The sequence below is a fragment of the Exilispira thermophila genome (genome assembly GCF_055389015.1).
In genome coordinates, this window is the sequence record NZ_AP042476.1 from 1595225 (window position 1) to 1616824 (window position 21600).

Consider the following 21600-nt stretch of genomic DNA (forward strand, 5'->3'; position numbering starts at 1 on the left):
TAAGTAAATAAAGAAAGAATTTGCATTAGTGTCTAAAATACTGATAAAGGTAAAAAGCAATTTATTAAATATTAATTATTAAACAGATAAAAATAAATTAATAATATCAATAAACAAAAATTATATAAAAATAAAAACTAAAAAAATAGAAAAAAGAAAAAAAATAACTTGACATATTTTTAACATTTATTAAAAATTTTCAAAATCATTTTTAAGTAAATTAAACAATTAATTAAAATTAATATAATGCAGTATTGGATTCATATATGTATTTAAAAGTAAATAAAAGTATTATTAAAAAAATTGTATTAATTTTATTAATTGTTTTTTTATTATATTTTTCAACATCCTCTCTTTTTTCACAAAATAATCATAACTTAACCAAAGGGTTAGATGAATTTAGCTTGAATCTTGTTATCTATAAGAATCAATTATTTAAAATAATTTTAAAGGAGGAAAAATATACACATAACATTTTTTTGGGGTTGGTGCTGTTAATTATAAAATTAGAATTTGTTGTATTTTGTTAAATAAAGGAAAGATAAATATCTATCATTATAAAAATTTTTTGAATGGATGTCAGTTGACAAAGGCTAAAAAGAATAAAATATTAATTTTTTATAAATGTTTTAAAAAGATTAAATAACAAATTAGAAAACTGACTTAATGAGAAAAATTTTTATAATGATAGAATCTTATTTATTTTTTAAATAACTCAATAATTTAAATTTTATTATTAACAAAAAAGGATAAATTTATGTTATTTTTAAAGTTTGATTTTATAAGGGATAATAAATTATGCTAAGAACCCTGCAGGGATGCAAAAGGCAGAATTTATTAAGTTCTGTCAATGTTTGTTCTTCATAAACCCAAGTATAGAAAAAGTTTTTAAAAAACTTTAAAAAAGAAGTTCAAGCACATACCTGCAGGGTAATATAAAGATAATATTATTTGTAAAAAATTCAATTTATAAACCAATAAAATGGAGGATAATGATGAGAAAAATTACATATATACTTATAGCATTAATTTTGTTAATTTCTTTAACTACAATAAATGTATTAGCAGGGAATATAGACAAAGCTAAAATAGGACAAAAAATGTTTGAAAGTAATATTAAAAGTGGAGAAATTGTAATTAATAACAATGAAGACGATAGTTTCAAAGAACTTGATGCAATAATTGGAGATAATGAAGTAAGTGATGAAGAGATGAGTGAGGTTGTGGGGGAAGTACATACTAGAATGGTAGAAGGTAATATTCCTTGGGGAGGTCAAGATCAACCAGGTCCACAAAATATAGATAAAAAAAGTTGGTGGCAGAAAGTAAAAGAAAGAGCTAAAAAATTAATGTGGGATTCATGGACAGGAATTCAGTTTAATAAACCTCATGATGTAGATAGAATGTAGAAAAAAGTAGCTAAAAAGATATTGATAACTATACAAATAAAGGGGTAAGTTTTTACCCCTTTAAAAATATTAAAAGGGATTAAATTCATGAAAATAAAATTTAATTTAAGAAATATTTCAATTTTTATATTTATTTTACTTATGATTATAGGTGTAGTTATTTTAAAAGAAAAATCAGATAATAAAAAATCTGTTTATTATTTTAGAAAAATAAAAAATAATAAAATATTTATAAGTAAAAAAATAAACATTGATACTGTAAAACAATTTTATAAAATTTATTACTTAAAAGTAAATAATTTTTACAATAATAATAGTTTAGTTAAAAATTTTGATATTAGAAATGAAAATATTTATTTTTTTATTCTAAGAAACAGTTTTAAAGAGCTAGAAACCTATGATCCAATTTTATTAAAAAATACAAAGGAGTTAAAAAATATTAATAATGATTATTTAGGGATTTTTGAAAATTTGAAATATTTTGATAAAGGTGCTGAAACTGATGATGAATATATTGATGGATTATTTAAACCAGAATATAATGTTATATTTATTGAAAATTTTTATTTAAATGAAATTATAAATATTTTAATAGCAGAAGTTAATCATTATATAATTAATAAAAATTTTAAAGAAAATACAATACAAAATAGTTTTAATAATTATTTTGACAATTCATACTTACATTTAGTTAATGATGCAATTACAAATTTATATTCTTATATTTTAGACAATAATTTAGGTTTTGATTTTAATGATGAATTACTTAAAATAACAATGATAGATAAAAAAAATCATCTTAAAGAGCAGAAAATAAAAAATATAAACGATATATTATATCATATTAAATATTATATATATGATTATAAAGAACCAGAAAAAAATTTATTTAATTATGAAGATATTTTATTAATATATCTTTATGATAAATTTGGTTACGATGGAATATTAAAACTTATCAAATCTCTATATAATAATCCTTATAGAGGTATTGATAATTTATTTATGCTTTTATATAAAGATAATTTTGAAAATATTATATTGAAGGCAAAAAACTATTTTATAAATATTATAAATAAATAAAAAAAATTAAATTAAAAATAAAAAGTTTTAAAAATATAATAATTTATAAATTTCGAAAGGATTAAAAATGAAAAAATTACATATTATTTTTATTTTAATAATTTTAATTTTATTAATATCTCAAATTTCATGTTCATCTAAAAAATCTAATAAATTATCATATTATGAAGTAGGTAACATAAATATTTTTATAAGCAAATCTGTAGATAAAAATCTTTCTATAGATTATGTTCAAAATTTTAAAGATATCATTAATAAGTTCTTTTCAAAATTTCAAAATAATTTTGATATAACTAACCAAAAAGTTGTTATTTTTCTTGTAAATAAAAAATATAATGAAATTTCTAAAAGTGATTTTGGATTTATTAAATCAAAGGTTAAAGATAAAAGTCAACTAAAATATTTTAACAAATTTATGAATGAAATACTTTATGAAGAAGAAGATAGAGACTCAATATTAATACCTAGATATAATTTAGCTTTTATTAAATGTGTAGAAGGAAAAATATTAAGTTTGAGAGATTCATTGTATAATGGAACAATTTTAAAATTATTTAATATGTTAGCATTTAATAATTTACCTAAATCCTATCAAGATTATATATTGCGAACTTATTATAATTTATATAATAAGTCAAAAAATTATGAAGTTGAATTAAGAGAAATAAGTTTTTTTAGGAATACTTTAATAGATTGTTTTCTTGAATATATTGCAATGACAAATGATTTTAGTATTGATGATAAAAAATTTAGTTATTATTTAAAGAATAAAATATACAACAAAGCTTTAGAATATATTAAACCAAAAATAAGTATTAAGGATATAAAAGATTTAGATTATTATTTAAAATTTGTAGATGATAATTCTTATTTACCAATGTATTTGGGAATAATGTTTCCAAAATTTATATTAGAAAAATATGGTATTAAATATGTCTATTTATTTACAAAAAATTTAATGTTTTATAAGTATGATACAGTTGATGATTTAGTTAACTATTCTATTAATAAAGATTTTAAGTCTTTAATGAAAGAATTTGAAGATTATCTAAAAAATAATTTTTAGAGGTGTATTTATGAGCATTAAACATAAAAAAAGTAATTTATTAATGTTTATAATATTTCTATTATTCTTTTTAAGTTTTAATAAAATTACCAAAGCAGATGAATTTAACAGGGTTAAAAGACAGAAGTTTAGTTTATCTTTATTAACGGGGACTAATCTTAATGTTTATCAATATTCTTATTCTACATATTATTACTTTACTCCATATATTTATCTTATGTTTCAACCAAAAAAAGATTTTGAGTTTAATTTATATTTACCATTTGATGTTAATTTTGAAAAAATATATAAGGTTGAAACTTATTATGATGAAAATTTTAATGAACATACAAGGCAATATTTTGTTTTCAATTATTATGGTGGATTATCAAGTCCATCAATTGGGATTCAATATACATTTTACACAAACACAATAAATGATATTTATTTCAACTTATCTATACCATCAGGATATTTTCCAATGTTTTATTATAGAAATAATTTAGATAATTCAATAAGTAATGGTTATTTTAATATATCATCAGGTATAAATTCAAGCAAAATAACAGATCCAATAATTTTAAATTATGGAGCAGGATTAAATTTAAGCTTTAAACCCTGTTCATTGTATAAAGAAGGAAATGATTTTTATTATAGTTTAATATTTAATGGTAATATAGGTTATACAGAAGTATTAAACTATATTTTAAGTTATTTTATCAATTTAAAGTTTAATTTTATATTACCAGAATACAAAGAATTATTTAAAGTAAAAGATAAAGAAGTTTATGTATTTAAGATAATGTTAAAAGCAGGATTTAGTATAAATATAAATGAAGATAACAGCATAACTTTAAGTATAAGTAACAATTTAACTGAAGGTGTATTAAATCCATATTTTGATATTTATTTTAGTTTAAAATTAAAGTGAATCTAATTTGAATTATAAATTTTTTATATGAATAGCAAAAAATAATTAATGAACAATTAAATTATGTTTTATTTATAATTTTATTCTGTATCCATCTTTAAAATAACTAAATTAATTAATTTATGAAAGTTTAAAAAATATGAAAAAAATTATTTATTTAATAATCTTTTTTATATTTTTACTTACACTTATTTCTTTTAATATCAATGATTATGAAAATTATATAAAAAATAACTATTCTAATATAAAAATGGGCATTGAAGACAATAATGATTTAACTTTAATAGATAAAGATATCAAAAACTATGAAATAGTTTTAGCTGGTGAAAATCATTATATTAAATTTAATGATATATTGAGAATGAAAATATTGAAATATTTAAATAAAAAACATAATTTTAAATATTTGTGGTTGGAGGGTTCATATTCATTTGCTCAAATGGTTAATAATTATTTAGAATCTGGTAACAATTATTATTTAAAAAAAATTTTAAAACCAGAATATTTAGAATTTTTTATAAAATTATATAATTATAATAAAAATTTAGAAGATTCTAAAAAGATTATTGTAATTGGATTTGATACTTTGCATTATATAGAAGCTATATTTTGGTATTTACATTTTTTATTTCAAGATAAAAAAATACCTTCAAAAATTAAAAAATATTATGATAAAATAAACAAAATTTATAATATTATTTTTTTTGATTCAAAAGAAAAAGATAGTATATTAGACACAATAGATTCTTTTAATGATTCTTATTATAATTTTATATTTGAATTAAAAAAAAGTATTCAAGAAAATAAAAGTCTATATGAAAATATTCTAGGAGAAGAATTTAATAATTTTTATTTTATTATTAATAGTCAAATTGAAGAATATAATATTCTTAAAAAATGTAATTTTAGTCATCCTTCTGATCTTTTTTATCAATTACGAGATGAATTAGTTTATAAAAGATTTGCAAATTTTTATAAGAATATTAAAGGGGGAAAAGTATTTGGTCAATTTGGATATCAACATATTTGTCAAAAAAAAATCTCTTTTTTAAATCTTGCACAAAGATTAAATTTTGAAGATCCATATTTTAAACATAAAGTTTTATCTATTAGATATTTGTATATAAATAGTTTAATTAAATTAGGGAATAAAAATTATACTTATTATATGAAATTAGATGAAACTTATGGTACAGAATTTAAAACTGAATTTGTAAATATTTTAAAAAAATACTCAAAAGATAATTTAACATTATTTAGATTAATAGGGGAAAATTCCCCTTTTTCAAAAAAAGGAAACCTTGTAATTTATTATCCAAAATATTTGCAAAAAGATGTTTCAACAACAGATTTTTATCAATATATAATTGTTGTAAAAAATTCACCTGAATTTTAATATAATATTAAGGAAAGGTCAAAAGTTATAAAGCAAAGAAGATAGAAAAATATTACAAATTGTAAGTGATTTAGATTAAATATCCATATATTATGAAAGAGAACTTAAAAATAACTATAAAAAAATAATAACTAAATAAAAAAAATAAAGAATAATTAAAAATGTCATATAAATTGCTACTTTCTTTAACAGCTGCTTTAATATTTTTTCTTGGTTTTAATGTATTTAATTTTATAGAATGGTTGTTATTTAAAAGAAAAAATATTAAAAAAGATAAAATTAAGAAAAAAAAATATATAATTATTACAATATTTGCTAGTATATTAGGCTCTTTAATAATTTTCTTATTTTATTATTTTATTTTTTATAATAATTTAAAATAGAATAAAATAGTGTTACTTAATTTTAATGTAAAATTTTTAATTCAAAAAGATGTAATATAAATATGAAACATTTTATAAAAAAGAGATAGAGGGTTTACAATAATTAAAAATACTTTTGGTATTGATTATGGTACACTATTAAAAAAGAGGATTAAAAATTTGAAAAGAAATTATAAAAAAAGTTTTAACCTTTTTTTTAATTCTTTACAATTTTTTTTTGATAATTATATTTTTTAAAAAATCAATAACTGGAGATGGAGTCCTCCATTAATTGCCTACTGGCTAATGACTCCTGCTTTTATTTTAAACAGCAGGAGTAAATCAATTTATGAAATTCATCTCAATTCTTTTTAAAAACCCTAAAAATTATCTGGAAATCAAATCAAAACCTCAATGTTTTGAAGACCTTTATTTAGATCAGATATTAGATTTCATTTTAAAAGATAAAGAAAAATACAACCTTTCCCCCTTATACTATACACTATTAAATGATATTGAAGAAATTTATTATAGACAGAATGTAATAAAAGATATTGAGACTTATAATTTATTTGATGAATTAGAAACATTTTCTAAAAATATTAAACAAGTTTTAAGTTTCAAAAATTATTACGAAAACCTTTATCTTGATATTTCAAAGCAAAGCTTTTTTTTAGAAACAGTAATAATTTATGTAAATGCAATAGAGGAATTACTACAAACTCTAAATACTAAAAATGTTCAGTCTGAAGGATTGTTAAAACTTAAATCCTATTTATCAGAATTAACTTTTTCAACACCATTTAAATTTATTAAACTGGAATCCAGAGAAATTAAATCTGCTCTTAATTTGATAAAATATACTATTCAAATAAAAGGAAATAAAGTAACTGTAAGAAAATTTAACAATGAAGTAGAATATAATATTGATATTATTAACGCTTTTGAAAGATTTAAATTGAATAAAAACAAAAAAGAGATGTTCCATTTTGAAGATATTATTGGAGCAGACCATATTCAGGAAAAAATATTATTAAAACTTTCTAAACTTTTCCCTGAACCTTTTAAAAGATTAAATAGTTTTTATTTAAAAGTTAAAAACTTTATTGAACAAGATATCTTAAAAATTGATAGAGAAATTCAATTTTATCTTTCATGGTATAAAATCTTAAATTTAATTAAAAGTAAAGGGTTACAATTCTGCTATCCAAAACTTTCTAATATAAGTAAAGAAGAAAAGGTTTATAATTCTTTCGATATAGCTTTAGCATTAAAAAACATTTTTTATAACAAAGAAACAATAACAAATAGCTATTATTTAAATGAACCTGAGAGAATAATAGTTGTTACAGGTCCAAATCAAGGGGGAAAAACAACATTTGCAAGAATGTTTGGTTCTATACATTATCTTGCAAAACTTGGACTACCAATTCCTGGAGCAAGTGCAATACTTTATAATTGTGATGGAATTTACACCCATTTTGAAAAAGAGGAAACACTTAATAATCCCGAAGGAAAATTAAAGCAGGATATTATTAGAGTTAAATCAATATTTGATAAAGCTACATCAAAAAGTATTATAATAATTAATGAAATATTTAATTCTACAACATCCTATGATGCTTTAAAACTGGGTAAAAAAATTCTATTAAAAATTGAAATGCTTGATGCCATATGTGTTTATGTTACCTTTATATATGAATTATCAAGACTTAGTAAAAAAACTGTTAGTTTTGTTAGTTCTGGTAATGAAAATTCAAAAAGACTAAAATCATTTAAAATAGAAAGAAAAGAAGCTGACAAAAATGCATATGCTCTATATATAGCAAAAAAATATGGGTTAACATATGATCAAATAAAATCAAGAATCAAAAATAAAGAATGAAAAATAAACAAGAACAAAATTCAATAAAATCTCAATAGAATAATAGTATTAAAATAATTATTATATAAATATAAAATAAATAAAAATAGGATAAAAACAACTTATGTAATCTTAGATAAATAAGTTCAAAAAGTAAAAATAAAATGAAATAAAAATAAAAATAACAGGAAACAATACAACTATGAAAATTAATTTGTTATACCCGGACAAAGAATATACAATTAATGATAATATTTCTGAAAATATTAAAGATCTATTTTACGACCTTGAGATGGAGTCAATTTTCTCAATTATGGCAGATAATGACAAATTTATATACAAAATTGTTAAAAATGTATTTTCAAATTATGAAAACAATATTGTTACTATTAAACACAGACAGGATATAATGAAAGATTTAATAAAAAATCAGGAAAAAATTAAAATACTTTATAATACTATAATAGAAAGCCTTGAAGAAGAGAAAAAAGGATATTTTTTCCTTTTTACTAAAAATCCATCATCAGTTCTTTATAATAGTGTTGGAGTGATTTTATCTTTAATTCCTGGTTTAAAAAAAATATATGAAATAACATTAGAACTGGAAAAAAATTCAAATTCAAATGGAATCAAAACTTTTTGCGAAACAATAAAAAAAAATCTCAATGAAGAATATTTCAAAAAAATTGAAAATATTTTAACTGACCTGCAATTTAAAAAAGGAATTTTAATTAGTGCTACACTGGGATTTGCAAACATGGGAACAAGCTTCTCTTTACTAAAACCAACAAAAAAAGTTAGTTCAAAAAGTTACTCATTTTTTTTAAGCAATAGGGATGATGCAGGATTTCAAATTCTAGGAACAATCAAAAACAAAGCTTTAAATAAAGCTTCAACTTATTTATCTGAAGCAGCAGAAAATATAAGATCTTTTTTTATTGAGTTACAAAAACAGATTGCTTTTTATATTGGAAGCATTAATTTATATAATTATATTAAAAATATAGATGGAAATTTATGTTTCCCTGAGATTGAAAATAATAAACATTTTTTTATTAAAGCAGAAGAATTATATGACCTTTCTTTATCAATAACAAAAAAACAAAAAATTATTTCAAATAATATTAATGCTGAAAATAAAGATATAATAATAATAACAGGTGCAAATCAAGGAGGGAAAACTACTACACTAAGAAGCATAGGAATAGCTCAACTTTTAACTCAAACTGGATTATTTGTACCTGCTAAATTTTATAAATCAACAGTTTTTAATAATATTTTCACACATTTTATAAGAAAAGAGGATTCAAAATTAAATAGTGGTAAACTTGATGAAGAATTAGAAAGAATAAACAAAGTTGTAAATTATATAAAACCAAACAGCTTAATACTTTTTAATGAATCATTTTCCTCTACTAATGAGAGGGAAGGTTCAGAGATTGCAAAACAAATAACACAAGCATTTTTAGAATCTGGTATTAAAATAGCTTTTGTTACACACCTTTATGAATTTGCAATTTCATTTTATAATAATAAAAATTATAAGGTATTATACTTAAAAGCAGAAAGAAAAAACAATGGACAAAGAACTTTCAAATTAATTGAACAATTACCTCAACAATCTGCTTTTGGAGAAGATGTTTATAACGAAGTATTTAATCCATTTCAACATAATGAATCCAATTAATTTTATTAAGTTCTGTTGATTTATTCCTGTTTTTATTTAATCATGAATAAATTTATTTATTAATTTCAATAATAATTTTAAAAAATAGTTTTTTTAACTAAAGTGAAAAAAAATTTAACTTAGAAAAAATCAAAACATTACTAAAAGCTAAAGTATTACTAAAAATTAACTAATAGTCTTTGTCAGAGTTTTTGTTTTAAGATTTTTATAAAGAATTGAAGATAAGAAAAATATAAACAAAATAAGTACAATTGTTGCACCTGAAGGAATATTTAATAAATAGGAAAGGTAATAACCTGAAATAGAAGATAAAATTGAAATTAAAAAAGCTAAAATTACTGATTTTTTGACTTTATTTGTAAGATTTAATGAAGTAACACCAGGTAATAAAAGTTGAGCTGTTATCATTATAATCCCAATAATTTTAACTGAAACTACTATATTTATAGAAACTAAAATTAAAAATATATAATAAACTAAAGATGTTTTAATTTTAAAAATTCTTGCTATTTCTTCATTGTAACATATGTAAAATAACTCTTTAAAAAACATTATCAAAAATAATAAATTTATAATGAAAAGAATAATAAGGTAAATAAGATCACCTTTTGATACAAGTAAAATGTTTCCAAAAAGATAACTTGCTATATCTACAGTATAATCTTTTTTAAAAGAAATAATTATAATTCCAAGTGCCATTGAAACAGACAAAAAGATTGTTGTAATATTTGTTTCTTCAAATTGAAATTTTTTTGATAAATATCCAATAATAAGTGTTATTAAAACTATAAAAATAATTGTTGTAAGATTTACATTTAAATTAAAAAGTAATGCAAAAGCAATTCCTGCAAAAGCTATGTGAGAAATAGCTTCTCCAAAATAAGAAATCTTTTTTAAGGTAACAAATGGTGACAACAATGAAGTTGAAGCTGCTGAAAAAATTGAAGCTAAAAAAGAAATAAGCAAAAAATTTATACTAAATATTTCTTTCATATAATTTAAAACCTGATTAATTATTTTTACTTTTAAGTCTATATATAAAATAATATGTTTTTTCAATCTATTTGTATTTTTAACATTATATTCAAAATAATTTATTTGTATTTCTTTATTATTTTGTATTTTTTGTCTCTAAAATAATTTATTTGTATTTTTGTTCTATAAGTTGAATAACATCTCCATATGTTTTCTTTAATATTTCACTATTAAGTAATTCAGTTTGATTATGACAATGCAAAGTTCTATTTAAACAGATCAGATAATTACAATATTTTGTAATAATATTTATATCATGAGATACTAAAATAATTGTTTTGCCCTCTTTATTTAAATCAACAAGAATTTTATAAAAACTTTCAATTGTTTTTCTATCAACACCTGCTTCAGGTTCATCTAAAAAAATATAATCAGGATCTGAAACTAAAGCTCTTGCAAGTAAAATTCTCTGGAACTGACCTCCTGAAAGTTCTCCTATTGACTGATTTTTTAATTGTAACATATTAACTTTTTCTAAAGCAAGTTCAGCTTTTTTATAATCTTCTTTAGAAAATTTTTTAAACAATCCAACTTTTCCTGCAAGCCCCATCAATACAATATCAATAACATCAGCCGGGAAAGATCTATCAAAAAATTCCTTTTGAGGAAGATAACCAATGATATTCTTTTTTAACCATTCTAAATGAGGTTCATTTTCTATATAAATTAATCCCTCATAACCTTTAATAAGACCTAATATTATTTTAATCAAAGTGGATTTACCAGCACCATTTGGACCTATTATAGCTGCAAATTCCCCTTTATGTATATCAAGGGATATATTTGATAAAATTTCTCTATTATTTATTTTAAAATTCAGATTTTTAATTGATATCATTTTTATCTCTTTATTATTTTATTTTTTAAATATTAATTTGATACTATTTTTAAAAATAACTTAAAATCTTGAACTTATATTTAACTTTATTATATAATATTTTAATTATAAGATTTTAATAAATTTAATTTATTAATTTTAATATTTTAGTAAGTTTTCAAAATTTTCATTTAATAATTTAATATAAATTAGTTCTTAAGACAAGAATTTTTAACATTTTAAATTAAAATGTGAATTTTTTTTTTAAAATTTAAAATACAAAAAAATTAAATTTTGTATTATAATCATAATAGGAAAAGGAAAATATCATATATTGTAATAAAATATTGATTTATATTTTAAAATTTAAATTTATATTTTAATATTTAATTTAAAAATATCATATTTTTTTTATAATAACATTATTATTCAATATTACAATATTGTAAAGTTGACAATAAATATTTAAAACTGTTAAAAATAATTGATTTTATATAATTTATCAATATATTTAAATCATATTGGAATATATTAAATATTTAAAAAATAGGGTGGGGAAAATTTATGCAATTAGGAACACTTCTTCTATCTATATCTATCACATTAATTATCCTTGTCATTTATAGATGGCTTGATAGACAAAATCAGCAAATATCAAAAGTAAAACAATATGCTGATAAGATAAAAGGTGAACTTGATAAATTTAGTCTTGAAAAAATGCAGGAGATTAAGGATCTTAGTATTGACATTGATTTCAATATTAAAAAAGGAGAAAATTTTTTAAAAAGGATAGAGGCAGCATCGAATAATATCAGTAATTTTTTTAGTAATTTTGAACCACAAAAAAAACTTATTATGGATTTGAGAAAAGATATAAAAAATCTTGAATCTATAAAAAATGAAATTAGCTCTGAAATTACTACATTGTCATCAGAATTAAAAACAATAAACTCATATAAAAATAGGATTAGAGCATTAAAAGATGCTATTTCAACACTTGAAGATAAATATGTAAAAATCCAGGAATTAACAAGAGAAGAAAATAAAGCTTTTTTAACTGAGCTTCAAGACAAAGTCTCTTCTGATGTATCAACTATTATTGAAAATGAGAAGGTTAAATTTGAAAGTGTAAAAAATACAATTGATACAACTATTGCTAATTTGAAAAAAGAATTTATAGAAAAATACAATAATTCAATTAACAACTTTAATGGTATATTAAAAAAATTAGAACAAACTGTTAATTCAAGAATAAATAAAGCAGAAGAAAAAATAGATAATTTTGATAAAAATCTTGAAGAAACAACTCAACAGATGGATGGATTTATTGATGATTTTAAAGATCAAATAAAAGAACTTACTCAAAGTACAAAAGAAAATTTGATTATCTTTTTTGAAGACAAAGAAAAAGAATTTGAGCAATATAAAACTGAAATTGAACAACTTGCATCTATTGTTAATAAAAAAATTGCTGAAAATATCGATAAAATTACAGAGGAAATGGACCTTAAAATTGATGAATTCAAAAATGAAATTGATATTATTTCAAAAACACAAATTAATAAATTTAATGAATTGTATTCTTCAAATAATTCCCAACTAACCCAGCTTCAAAAATTATCTGAAAATATCAAAAACCAAATTAATGATGAATTACAACAAAAAACAGCTGATATTTCAAAATATATCACCAGAATAGAGCAAAGAATAGAAAACTATAAACAGGATATTTTTAAAGAAATTGAGAAAAAATTTTCAACATTAGAACTGGATGCCAAAACAATTATTAGTAGATATAAAATTAGTCTTGAGAATTTTACAAATGAAGAAACCACTAAATTTGAACAATCAATACAAAATATTAACCAATCCCTATCAGAATTAAAAAATGAAGTTGATAATTTAAAACAAAACTACACTTCAAAATTTGCAAATGAATTTGAGCTTTTTGAAATTGAGCTAAGTAAAAAATTTGAAAATTTTAATAATGATATCATTGTTAAAATTAATTCTCTTAAAAATGAAATTGATGCAAAATTAAAAAATAAAAACGAGCTTCTTGCTAATATTGACAAACATGCAGAGGAAAAATATGAAGAATTACAAAACTTGATAAATAAAAATTTAACTCTAATAGAAAAATTTAATAATGATTTTAAAGAGCAAAAATTTGTAATAGAAGAAGAATTTAATAAAAAAATAGAAGAAGCTAAAAATGAAATGTTCAATAATTTAGAAGAAAGAATTTCTAATTCTTACGAGATAATTAAAGAAAAATTTAATAAAATTGATGAATATGTTAATACTGAAATTAATAAATTGAATGCAAATATTAATGAAAAAGAAACGACTATTAAAGAAAAAATAGGTAAAATTGAAACATTTAATAAAAATCTTGATCTTCTTATATCTTCTTACAATGAAAAACAAGGGATTTTATATTCAAAAGTGGAAAATAGTCTTGAAGAAGATTATAATAAATTGCAAGATCAAATTAGAAACAAACTTGAAACAGAAAAGGAATACTTGATTAATAAAATTCCTGAATATTATAAACCTCTTGAAAAAATTGAAAATGAGATAACTAAACTACAAGAATTTTCAAACTTATTAAAGGAAAGAATTGAAAAAATACAAACACTATCAGATAACTTTGAAAAAAATCTTAATAATAAAATTGAGATAGTTCTAAATGAATTTGATAAAAAACTTGAAAATACAAAATTAAACTTTTCTAATGAATTTGAAAATCTTGTTAACAAATTAGAAGCAAAAAAGGAAGAAGTTGAAAGAACTATCCCTTCTATTTTTAATAAACTTAATGAATTTGAAGATAAGATTAAACAAAATTTACAACAAATTGAGAATGAACAAAATCAAAAAATTTTACTATTAAATTCTACCTTTACAAATTTTGAAGAGGAATTAAGTCATAATCTGGAAATAATTAAAGATAATAATGAAAAATTAATTGAAAAAATTTCTAAAGAAAATGAGTTAAAAATCAATGAAGCTTTAGAAAAACTTGAAAATGACAATAAACAAAAAATCGATATTGAACTTTCCCAATTTAATGAAAAAATTAAAGAGATAATTTCAAACTTAAATGATAGGATAAAAGAGATTAATAATAAAATTAATAATGAATTTGAAGCATTAAATACTAATTATACAAATAAAATTGTAGATTTTGAAACTAAATTTAATAACAATCTTGAGAATTTAGCAATAAATGAACAAACTAATATCAATAATAAAATGAAAGAATTTCAAATAAAAGTTGATGACTTCATAACTTCAATTAATGAAAAATTAAAAAATATTCAGGATGTAAATTTAAATTATGAGCAAAAAATAAGTGAATTAAATAATAAACTGGATAATGTTGATGATTTAGTTCACTCTAAATTAGAATCATTTACCAATAAACTTAATTCTCAAATTCAAGAATTATCAAATTCATTTGATTATAGTTTCAATGAAAAAGAAAAAATCTATACTGAAAAACTTGAAAAATTGTTTAACAACATAGAAGAAAAATTTGAACAAAATAAAAATGAATATAACTTAAAATTAAAAGAGATATTTGATAATCTGGAAACTTTTAAAATTTCTACAACAAATAAATTAAATGAACTTGGAGAACAAATTAGTAATGACTTAAATAATAAGAATGAAGAATTAAATAATAAAATAACAAGCACTTTTTCAAAATACAATGAATTAGGAAATAATATAACAGAATTTGAAAAACAGATAAATGAAAAACTTACAAATACAAAGGAAATTAGTTTTTCAAAAATAGAGAAAGTAATAGATGAATTTAATTTTAAATTAGATAATATATCTAATGAAGTAGCTAAAAAAATTGAAAAAGAAAAAGAATTTTTAATTAGAAATATACCTGATGTTTATACAAAAATTTCAGAAATTGAAGAATTTATTACCAATAAAAATAATAATTTTGAGAATGAGTTAAAACATCTTGAAACAATCTATAATGAATATGAAAATAATTTTAGAAATGAAGTTAAAAATAAATTTTCTGAATCTGAAAATCAGGTTAAAAAGTATATAACAGAAAAAATTGAATTTATTAAAAAAAGTATTCCTGATTTAAAAAATGAATTTAGTAGCTTTAAAGAAAAATTTTATGAAGATATCACTAATCTTGAAGATTACTTAACAAAATTGAATGAAGATTCTGAAAATAAATTTAACAATTTTGAAAACAAAATCTCTGAATTAACAAATGAGTTAAATAACAAGATAAATTTATTTACAGAAATAACCTATGAAAAAAAAGAAAAAATTGTTTCAGAGTTCAACAATACTATAGAAGAGATCAAAAACAAAATAATTTCTGATTTTAATATGGAACTTGATTCAAAAGTTACAAACATTAATTTATCACTTAACTCGTTTAAAGAGACAATCAATTTAATTAAAGAGAACATAGATACTTTAAACTCAACTTTTCAGGATAAACTTAATCTTCTTTCAAACCAGGCATCTAATAGGATAGATGAATTTATTAAAGATAAAGAGGATAAAATCTTAATTAGATATAGACAAATTCAGGAAAAACTTGAAAATGAAATTGTTAAACTTAAAAATCTTGTTACCAATAATGAAGAAAATCTAACTTCTGAAATTGATGAGATTCAATCTGTATTAAAGAAAAAGTATAATTATTTAGAGGAACAACTTACAAATTTTGAAAAAGAATCAAAAATAGTAGATAGAATTGAAGAAAACATTTCAAATATTAAATTTATGCTATCAGAAACTGACGAACAGGTAAAAGACTTACAGACTCAAAAACAGGAAATTGAAAATTTTATTTCTTCATTTGACAATATTAAAGTTCAAATTACTGATTTTACAAAAAAAATTATCAAACTAAAAAGTGATAGAAAAAAACTTTATGCAATTGAAGACAATTTTGAAAAATTAATTTTAGTTTCTCAAAAAGCGGAAAATCAACATAATAACATACAGGAAAAGTTAAATGAACTTGGAAAAATGAGAGAAACAATAAATACCCTAACAGAGGAACATGGAAAAATTATTAAAAAACTTGATGATCTAAAAAAATATGATGCAAAAATTCAAGAAATTGATTATGGTATAGAACAAACATCTTCTGAAGTAACTCAAGTTTCTGGAAAAGCTAATGAAGTTAAAAATCAACTATTACAAATTAAAAGTGAATTAGATGAATTCAACACCCAAATCATCTCGTTAGAAAAAGAGATTAAAAATATTCAGAAAGAATCACAAAAAATGGATAAAGTATTAGAAAAATTTTCTCAGATGGATATTTTAATTAAAGACATTGAAACAAGAAATGAGCAATTACAAAAAGCAAGAATGTGGATAGCAAAAACTGAAACAAGACTCTCTTCTTTAGAAAATGAAGCAACTGATAAAATAGAAAAACTCGAATTATTGTTAGAAAAAGCAAGAACATTAAAATCTTTAAGTCAAGATGCCGAAACTTCTAATGTAGATAAAGTAGTAAATGATGATAAATCATCAACTATACTTGACCTATATAAACAGGGATGGAAATTGAATGAAATCGCTAAAGTTACAGGGAAATCTGTTGGAGAAATTGAATTAATTATTGAATTAAATAAGCAAAAGAAATAAGATCATGCTTATAAATTATGAATTATCAACTATTAAAAAATTGATCAAACTTACTGATTACAATGAAGCTGCAAATAAACTTGAAATATTAATTAACAATAAAGTGTTTTCTGAAGAAATATATACTCTTTTGGGTTTATGTTATTATAAACTAAAAAAATTTGAAAAAGCAACAAAGTTTATTATTTTTGCTCTTGAATTTAATCCTAAAAATATTGACCTGATTCTTTTATTAATTGAAGTGCTAATAGCATCAAAAAACTACAAAGAAGCCATAAAATATTTGAATTTATTAGAAAAAGGAAATGAAAAATTATGGAAAATATATTATTTTAAAGGGATTTATTATTTTAAACAAAACTATTATAAAAAAGCTTTAGAAGAATTTTTAAAGGCTTCATATGCTAATCCTGATCAATCAAATATATATTTGTATATTGGAAATACCTATAAAAAATTAAATAACAATAAAAAAGCAATTAATTCCTTTCTAAAATCAATAAAACTAGATCCTAATAATATTGAAGCATTATTTAACTTAGGTGTTCTATATTATCAAATGCCAGATTATTTAAAAGCTAAAAAATATTTTGAAGATTTATTAAAAATTAAAAAAAACTATTTTGATGCTTATAACTATCTTGGATTAATATCTCTTAATTTTAAAGATTACATGAAAGCAAAATTTTTTTTCAAAAAAGTTTTAGATTATTCACCAGATAATATTAATGCTAAAAATAATCTTGCTATCGCATATGAAAAGCTTTACGAGTTAGAAAAAGCAGAAAAGGAATATAAAGAAATCCTTAATCTGGATAAAACATTTCTACCTGCAATTTTGAATTTAACAAATTTATATATTAAAGGAAAAAGATTTAATGAAACAATTAATATTATAAAAGATGCTTTAAAGATATATCCTGAAAATTCTCAACTATACTCAATTCTAGGAGAAGTTTATTCCTATATTGGTAATAAAAAAGAAGCAAAATCTTATTTTAATAAAGCTTTAGAATTTGATGAAAAAAATATAAATGCTCTTAAAGGGTTAGCTCTCATTTCTGAAGAAGAAAATAAAAATGAAAATAGCTTAAATCTTTATAATAAAATTCTTCAAATTAAACGCGATGACCCTGAAATCTATTTAAGAATGGCAAATATATATCATTCAGCTGGAAAAACTGAAGAAGCAATAAAATATTATAATAAGGTTTTTGAACTTGATCCTGATAATTTTGAAGCTCATACATTACTTGGCCAACTTTATTTAAACAATGGAGTTTTTAATCTAGCTTTACAAAATCTTAATACAGCAAAAAAAATTAATCCTGAAAATTTACAACCTTATCTAATACTTGGAAATTACTATAAAGAAAAAGAATTACTTCAGGATGCAATTGAAGAGTATCAGAAAATTTTATCAGGAAATAGTCTTAATAATATTGATAATATGGAGGTTTTTAATCAAACTCTAAAAAATTATGAAGATGTTATTCAAGAATATGAAAAACAATTTAGTAAAAAAAATAGTATTTTAAAACAAAAATTTAAAGATCTTTTTAACAAAAAAAATCAAAAAACCCAAAAAGGATTAATTGAAAATTCTGAAAATTTTATTGAAACACTTTTTGATAAATTAGAAAATCCTATTGGAACCCCAATTAAAGAATTTCATAAAATAGAAGAACAGGATCTAATAGAAAGTATTTTTAAAGATGAGTTAACAGAAGATGTTGAAAAAGATTTTGAAACAACTCAGGGAAATATACTGGATTATCTGGATAAAGGTGTATTAAGTAACTCAAATATTAGTAAAGAAGAAGAAAAACTTTTAGAACAAAAGAAAAAAGAAAAGGAAGAAAAACCTGAAGAGGAAGCTAAAGATATCTTACAATACTATAACAATCAGGAAGTTATTAATCCAGAATACCCCTCATCCCCAAATGAAACACAAAAAACATTAAATAATAATTCTCCATATAGTGAAGAAAATATTGACATAAAAAATAGTCCTGATGAAGAGGTAATTAAAAATTATAAAGAAAAATTTAAAGAAATTCCTTCAAATTATGAAGAAGCATATAAAATCGAAACAAAAGAATATGAACATCCTCAACAACCAATAAAAATTGAAATTAATACTCAACAATCTCCAGCACCACAACAAACTCAAAATATTTCTCAACAACCTAAAAATATTGGAAATGTTGATAATCAAACTCGAACAAATTTTCAGCAACCAAATTTTATTCCACAAACTCAATCACAATATATCCCTCAACCCTATCCTATTTATGTGCCACAGGTGCAACCAATTATTTATCCACCTCAACAAATTTCTCCTGAACAATTAGCTCAAACACAACAGGTTTTTAACCAGCAACAAAAAGAACAGATAAAACAACCTCAATATGAAAACCAAAATTATTCCCCTCAAAGTCCACACTTAAATGAAAATAATAATGAAAAACAAAATACATTTTCACTACCTCAACATATTGAGAGTACTAATGATAGTTTAATTGAAAAGATAATACCTGAAGAAATTGATAATTTAGAAATAGAAGAGATAGAAGAGGAAGATAATGAAAATTCAACTCCTCAAGAACAAAATCAAATAGAAGAAATTAGCAGTAAAGAAAAAAATCCTGAAAATATAGATAATGTTAATAATATAGAGGATTTAATAAAAAATTTTGATACAGGGTTTATTCCTAAAATTGAATTTTTAAAAGAAGGTACATATAAACTTGGTACCTATTTTTACAATACTTTAAATTCACTTCCTGAAGATTTAAAATTTGAATTAACAGCAGATGAAAAATATAAAAAATTTGTTAAATTTATTCAAAAAGTGGAAATCCCTCAATGATAAAAGATATTGATCAAGCTCTTGATTGGATCTACTCATTTACAAATTTAGAAATTTCAAGAACTAAAAAAAAATTTAAAAGAAATTACAAATTAAAAAAAATTGAATACCTCTTAAATCATATTGGAAACCCCCATAATAACCAAAATATTATCCATATTGCTGGTACAAAAGGGAAAGGTTCTGTTGCATTTATTCTCAACAATATTTTTATTAATGCTGGTTTTAAAGTTGCACTATACACTTCCCCTCATCTTTTTGAAGTAAACGAAAGGATAATAATTAATAATAATCCTATTTCTAACAAAGATTTTATAGATCTTATAAATCTTTTACAACCTATTGTTGAGTCAATTGAGGACCCTTTACTTAAACCTACTTTTTTTGATATATTTACAAGTATTGCATTTTATTATTTTAATTACAATAGGGCTGATATCTGGATAATAGAAACTGGTTTAGGAGGAAGACTAGATTCAACAAATATTGTTAAACCAATATTGTCTATAATAACATCTATATCAAGAGAACATACTAAAATATTAGGAAATACATTAAAAAAAATTGCTATTGAAAAAGGTGGAATTATCAAAAAAAATACCCCTGTTGTAGTTTCAAAAAATAGAAATAATGTTGTTGAGGTATTAAAAAATATAGCACAAAATAACAACTCCCCTTTTTTTTATATTGGTAATTTTATAAATTACAAATTTTTAAACTATACAAAAGAAAATAATAAAATTTACCAGACACTTATACTTAATAACAAAAAATATTTAACTTCTCTTTTAGGTTATTATCAGGTTGAAAATATTGCATGTTCTAAACTTGCAATTGATGTTATAAATAAATATAAATTATTTGATTTTAAAAAAAGAAATTTTAGTATAAAAAATAAAAACAATAATCATTCCACTACATTATATAAAAAAATTGATTTTGACTTATCTAAAGATCTTGAATGGAAAGGAAGATTAACTCATAAAAAAATAAATAATATCGATATATTTTTTGATGGTGCACATAATAGAGTATCCGCATCTATGCTTAGAAGATCTATAATAAAAATGAAAAAAAATAATGTTTTAACATCAAATAAAATTATTTCAATTGTTGGGATACTAAAAGGAAAAGATTACATAGGGATATTAGAAAATGTATTAAAATTTTCAGAAATTATCTACTTTATTGAACCATATCAATGGAGAGATAGTAAAGTAGAAAACTATTTAAATACTTTTAGGAAATTGAACAAAGATAAAAATATCCCTTATTTTATAATTGATAATATAATTGAAAATATAGAAGATCTAATCAATAAAAAGATTTTTTTCAACTATATTATTAATCATACAAAAAATATTTTTAAAAATTCTAAATTTTCAATTGTTGTTACTGGATCCTTATATACTGTAGCTAAATTAATGGATAAATAAATTAAATT

General features: G+C 20.8%; 12 protein-coding genes and 1 riboswitch. Of the genes, 10 read left to right on the forward strand and 2 right to left on the reverse strand.

Annotated features, from left to right (window positions below; genetic code table 11):
- Positions 1 to 995: 995 nt before the first annotated feature.
- The 7 genes from ACZ5EC_RS06745 (at position 996) to ACZ5EC_RS06775 (ending at position 9777) form a co-directional block, all read left to right on the forward strand.
- On the forward strand, positions 996 to 1409 hold the full coding sequence (locus tag ACZ5EC_RS06745) for a hypothetical protein (protein WP_464301718.1): 414 nt from the start codon (positions 996 to 998) through the stop codon (positions 1407 to 1409).
- 87 nt (positions 1410 to 1496) lie between these two features.
- Positions 1497 to 2492: a hypothetical protein gene (locus ACZ5EC_RS06750; RefSeq protein WP_464301719.1), complete on the forward strand. Its 996-nt coding sequence runs from the start codon at positions 1497 to 1499 to the stop codon at positions 2490 to 2492.
- A 67-nt stretch (positions 2493 to 2559) separates the two neighbouring features.
- Positions 2560 to 3558, forward strand: a complete 999-nt coding sequence (locus tag ACZ5EC_RS06755; RefSeq protein WP_464301720.1) for a hypothetical protein — start codon at positions 2560 to 2562, stop codon at positions 3556 to 3558.
- A 10-nt stretch (positions 3559 to 3568) separates the two neighbouring features.
- Positions 3569 to 4468: a hypothetical protein gene (locus ACZ5EC_RS06760; RefSeq protein WP_464301721.1), complete on the forward strand. Its 900-nt coding sequence runs from the start codon at positions 3569 to 3571 to the stop codon at positions 4466 to 4468.
- 139 nt (positions 4469 to 4607) lie between these two features.
- Positions 4608 to 5864 (forward strand): TraB/GumN family protein, encoded by a 1257-nt coding sequence (locus tag ACZ5EC_RS06765; RefSeq protein ID WP_464301722.1) that lies wholly within the window; start codon positions 4608 to 4610, stop codon positions 5862 to 5864.
- A 624-nt stretch (positions 5865 to 6488) separates the two neighbouring features.
- A riboswitch (Fluoride riboswitch) is annotated at positions 6489 to 6549 on the forward strand.
- 26 nt (positions 6550 to 6575) lie between these two features.
- Positions 6576 to 8111, forward strand: a complete 1536-nt coding sequence (locus ACZ5EC_RS06770) for a MutS-related protein (RefSeq protein ID WP_464301723.1) — start codon at positions 6576 to 6578, stop codon at positions 8109 to 8111.
- Positions 8112 to 8292: 181 nt separating this feature from the next.
- Entirely contained in the window at positions 8293 to 9777 is a 1485-nt protein-coding gene (locus ACZ5EC_RS06775; RefSeq protein ID WP_464301724.1) for a MutS-related protein, read from the forward strand.
- A 165-nt stretch (positions 9778 to 9942) separates the two neighbouring features.
- Here the strand turns inward: ACZ5EC_RS06775 and ACZ5EC_RS06780 are convergent, their stop codons facing one another.
- Both ACZ5EC_RS06780 and ACZ5EC_RS06785 read right to left on the reverse strand, forming a co-directional pair.
- A complete protein-coding gene (locus ACZ5EC_RS06780) occupies positions 9943 to 10770 on the reverse strand; it encodes a metal ABC transporter permease (RefSeq protein WP_464301725.1) in 828 nt (275 codons plus the stop codon).
- A 148-nt stretch (positions 10771 to 10918) separates the two neighbouring features.
- Entirely contained in the window at positions 10919 to 11650 is a 732-nt protein-coding gene (locus ACZ5EC_RS06785; protein ID WP_464301726.1) for a metal ABC transporter ATP-binding protein, read from the reverse strand.
- Between the two features lie 543 nt (positions 11651 to 12193).
- Here ACZ5EC_RS06785 and ACZ5EC_RS06790 point away from each other — a divergent pair.
- Genes ACZ5EC_RS06790 through ACZ5EC_RS06800 form a run of 3 tightly spaced genes read left to right on the forward strand, consistent with a single transcriptional unit; the run spans position 12194 to position 21592 of the window.
- Positions 12194 to 17284, forward strand: coding sequence for a SpiroCoCo family coiled-coil protein (locus ACZ5EC_RS06790; RefSeq protein ID WP_464301727.1), 5091 nt, complete (start codon positions 12194 to 12196; stop codon positions 17282 to 17284).
- 4 nt (positions 17285 to 17288) lie between these two features.
- Positions 17289 to 20156: a tetratricopeptide repeat protein gene (locus ACZ5EC_RS06795; protein WP_464301728.1), complete on the forward strand. Its 2868-nt coding sequence runs from the start codon at positions 17289 to 17291 to the stop codon at positions 20154 to 20156.
- A complete protein-coding gene (locus tag ACZ5EC_RS06800) occupies positions 20153 to 21592 on the forward strand; it encodes a bifunctional folylpolyglutamate synthase/dihydrofolate synthase (protein ID WP_464301729.1) in 1440 nt (479 codons plus the stop codon). The genes ACZ5EC_RS06795 and ACZ5EC_RS06800 overlap by 4 nt, the downstream gene beginning before the upstream one ends.
- Positions 21593 to 21600 lie beyond the last annotated feature (8 nt).

Bases quoted from the DNA above. Each gene is read 5' to 3' on its own strand.
- ACZ5EC_RS06745 (WP_464301718.1), top strand. From the start codon at position 996: ATGAGAAAAATTACATATATACTTATAGCATTAATTTTGTTAATTTCT.
- ACZ5EC_RS06750 (WP_464301719.1), top strand. From the start codon at position 1,497: ATGAAAATAAAATTTAATTTAAGAAATATTTCAATTTTTATATTTATT.
- ACZ5EC_RS06755 (WP_464301720.1), top strand. From the start codon at position 2,560: ATGAAAAAATTACATATTATTTTTATTTTAATAATTTTAATTTTATTA.
- ACZ5EC_RS06760 (WP_464301721.1), top strand. From the start codon at position 3,569: ATGAGCATTAAACATAAAAAAAGTAATTTATTAATGTTTATAATATTT.
- ACZ5EC_RS06765 (WP_464301722.1), top strand. From the start codon at position 4,608: ATGAAAAAAATTATTTATTTAATAATCTTTTTTATATTTTTACTTACA.
- ACZ5EC_RS06770 (WP_464301723.1), top strand. From the start codon at position 6,576: ATGAAATTCATCTCAATTCTTTTTAAAAACCCTAAAAATTATCTGGAA.
- ACZ5EC_RS06775 (WP_464301724.1), top strand. From the start codon at position 8,293: ATGAAAATTAATTTGTTATACCCGGACAAAGAATATACAATTAATGAT.
- ACZ5EC_RS06780 (WP_464301725.1), bottom strand. From the start codon at position 10,770: ATGAAAGAAATATTTAGTATAAATTTTTTGCTTATTTCTTTTTTAGCT.
- ACZ5EC_RS06785 (WP_464301726.1), bottom strand. From the start codon at position 11,650: ATGATATCAATTAAAAATCTGAATTTTAAAATAAATAATAGAGAAATT.
- ACZ5EC_RS06790 (WP_464301727.1), top strand. From the start codon at position 12,194: ATGCAATTAGGAACACTTCTTCTATCTATATCTATCACATTAATTATC.
- ACZ5EC_RS06795 (WP_464301728.1), top strand. From the start codon at position 17,289: ATGCTTATAAATTATGAATTATCAACTATTAAAAAATTGATCAAACTT.
- ACZ5EC_RS06800 (WP_464301729.1), top strand. From the start codon at position 20,153: ATGATAAAAGATATTGATCAAGCTCTTGATTGGATCTACTCATTTACA.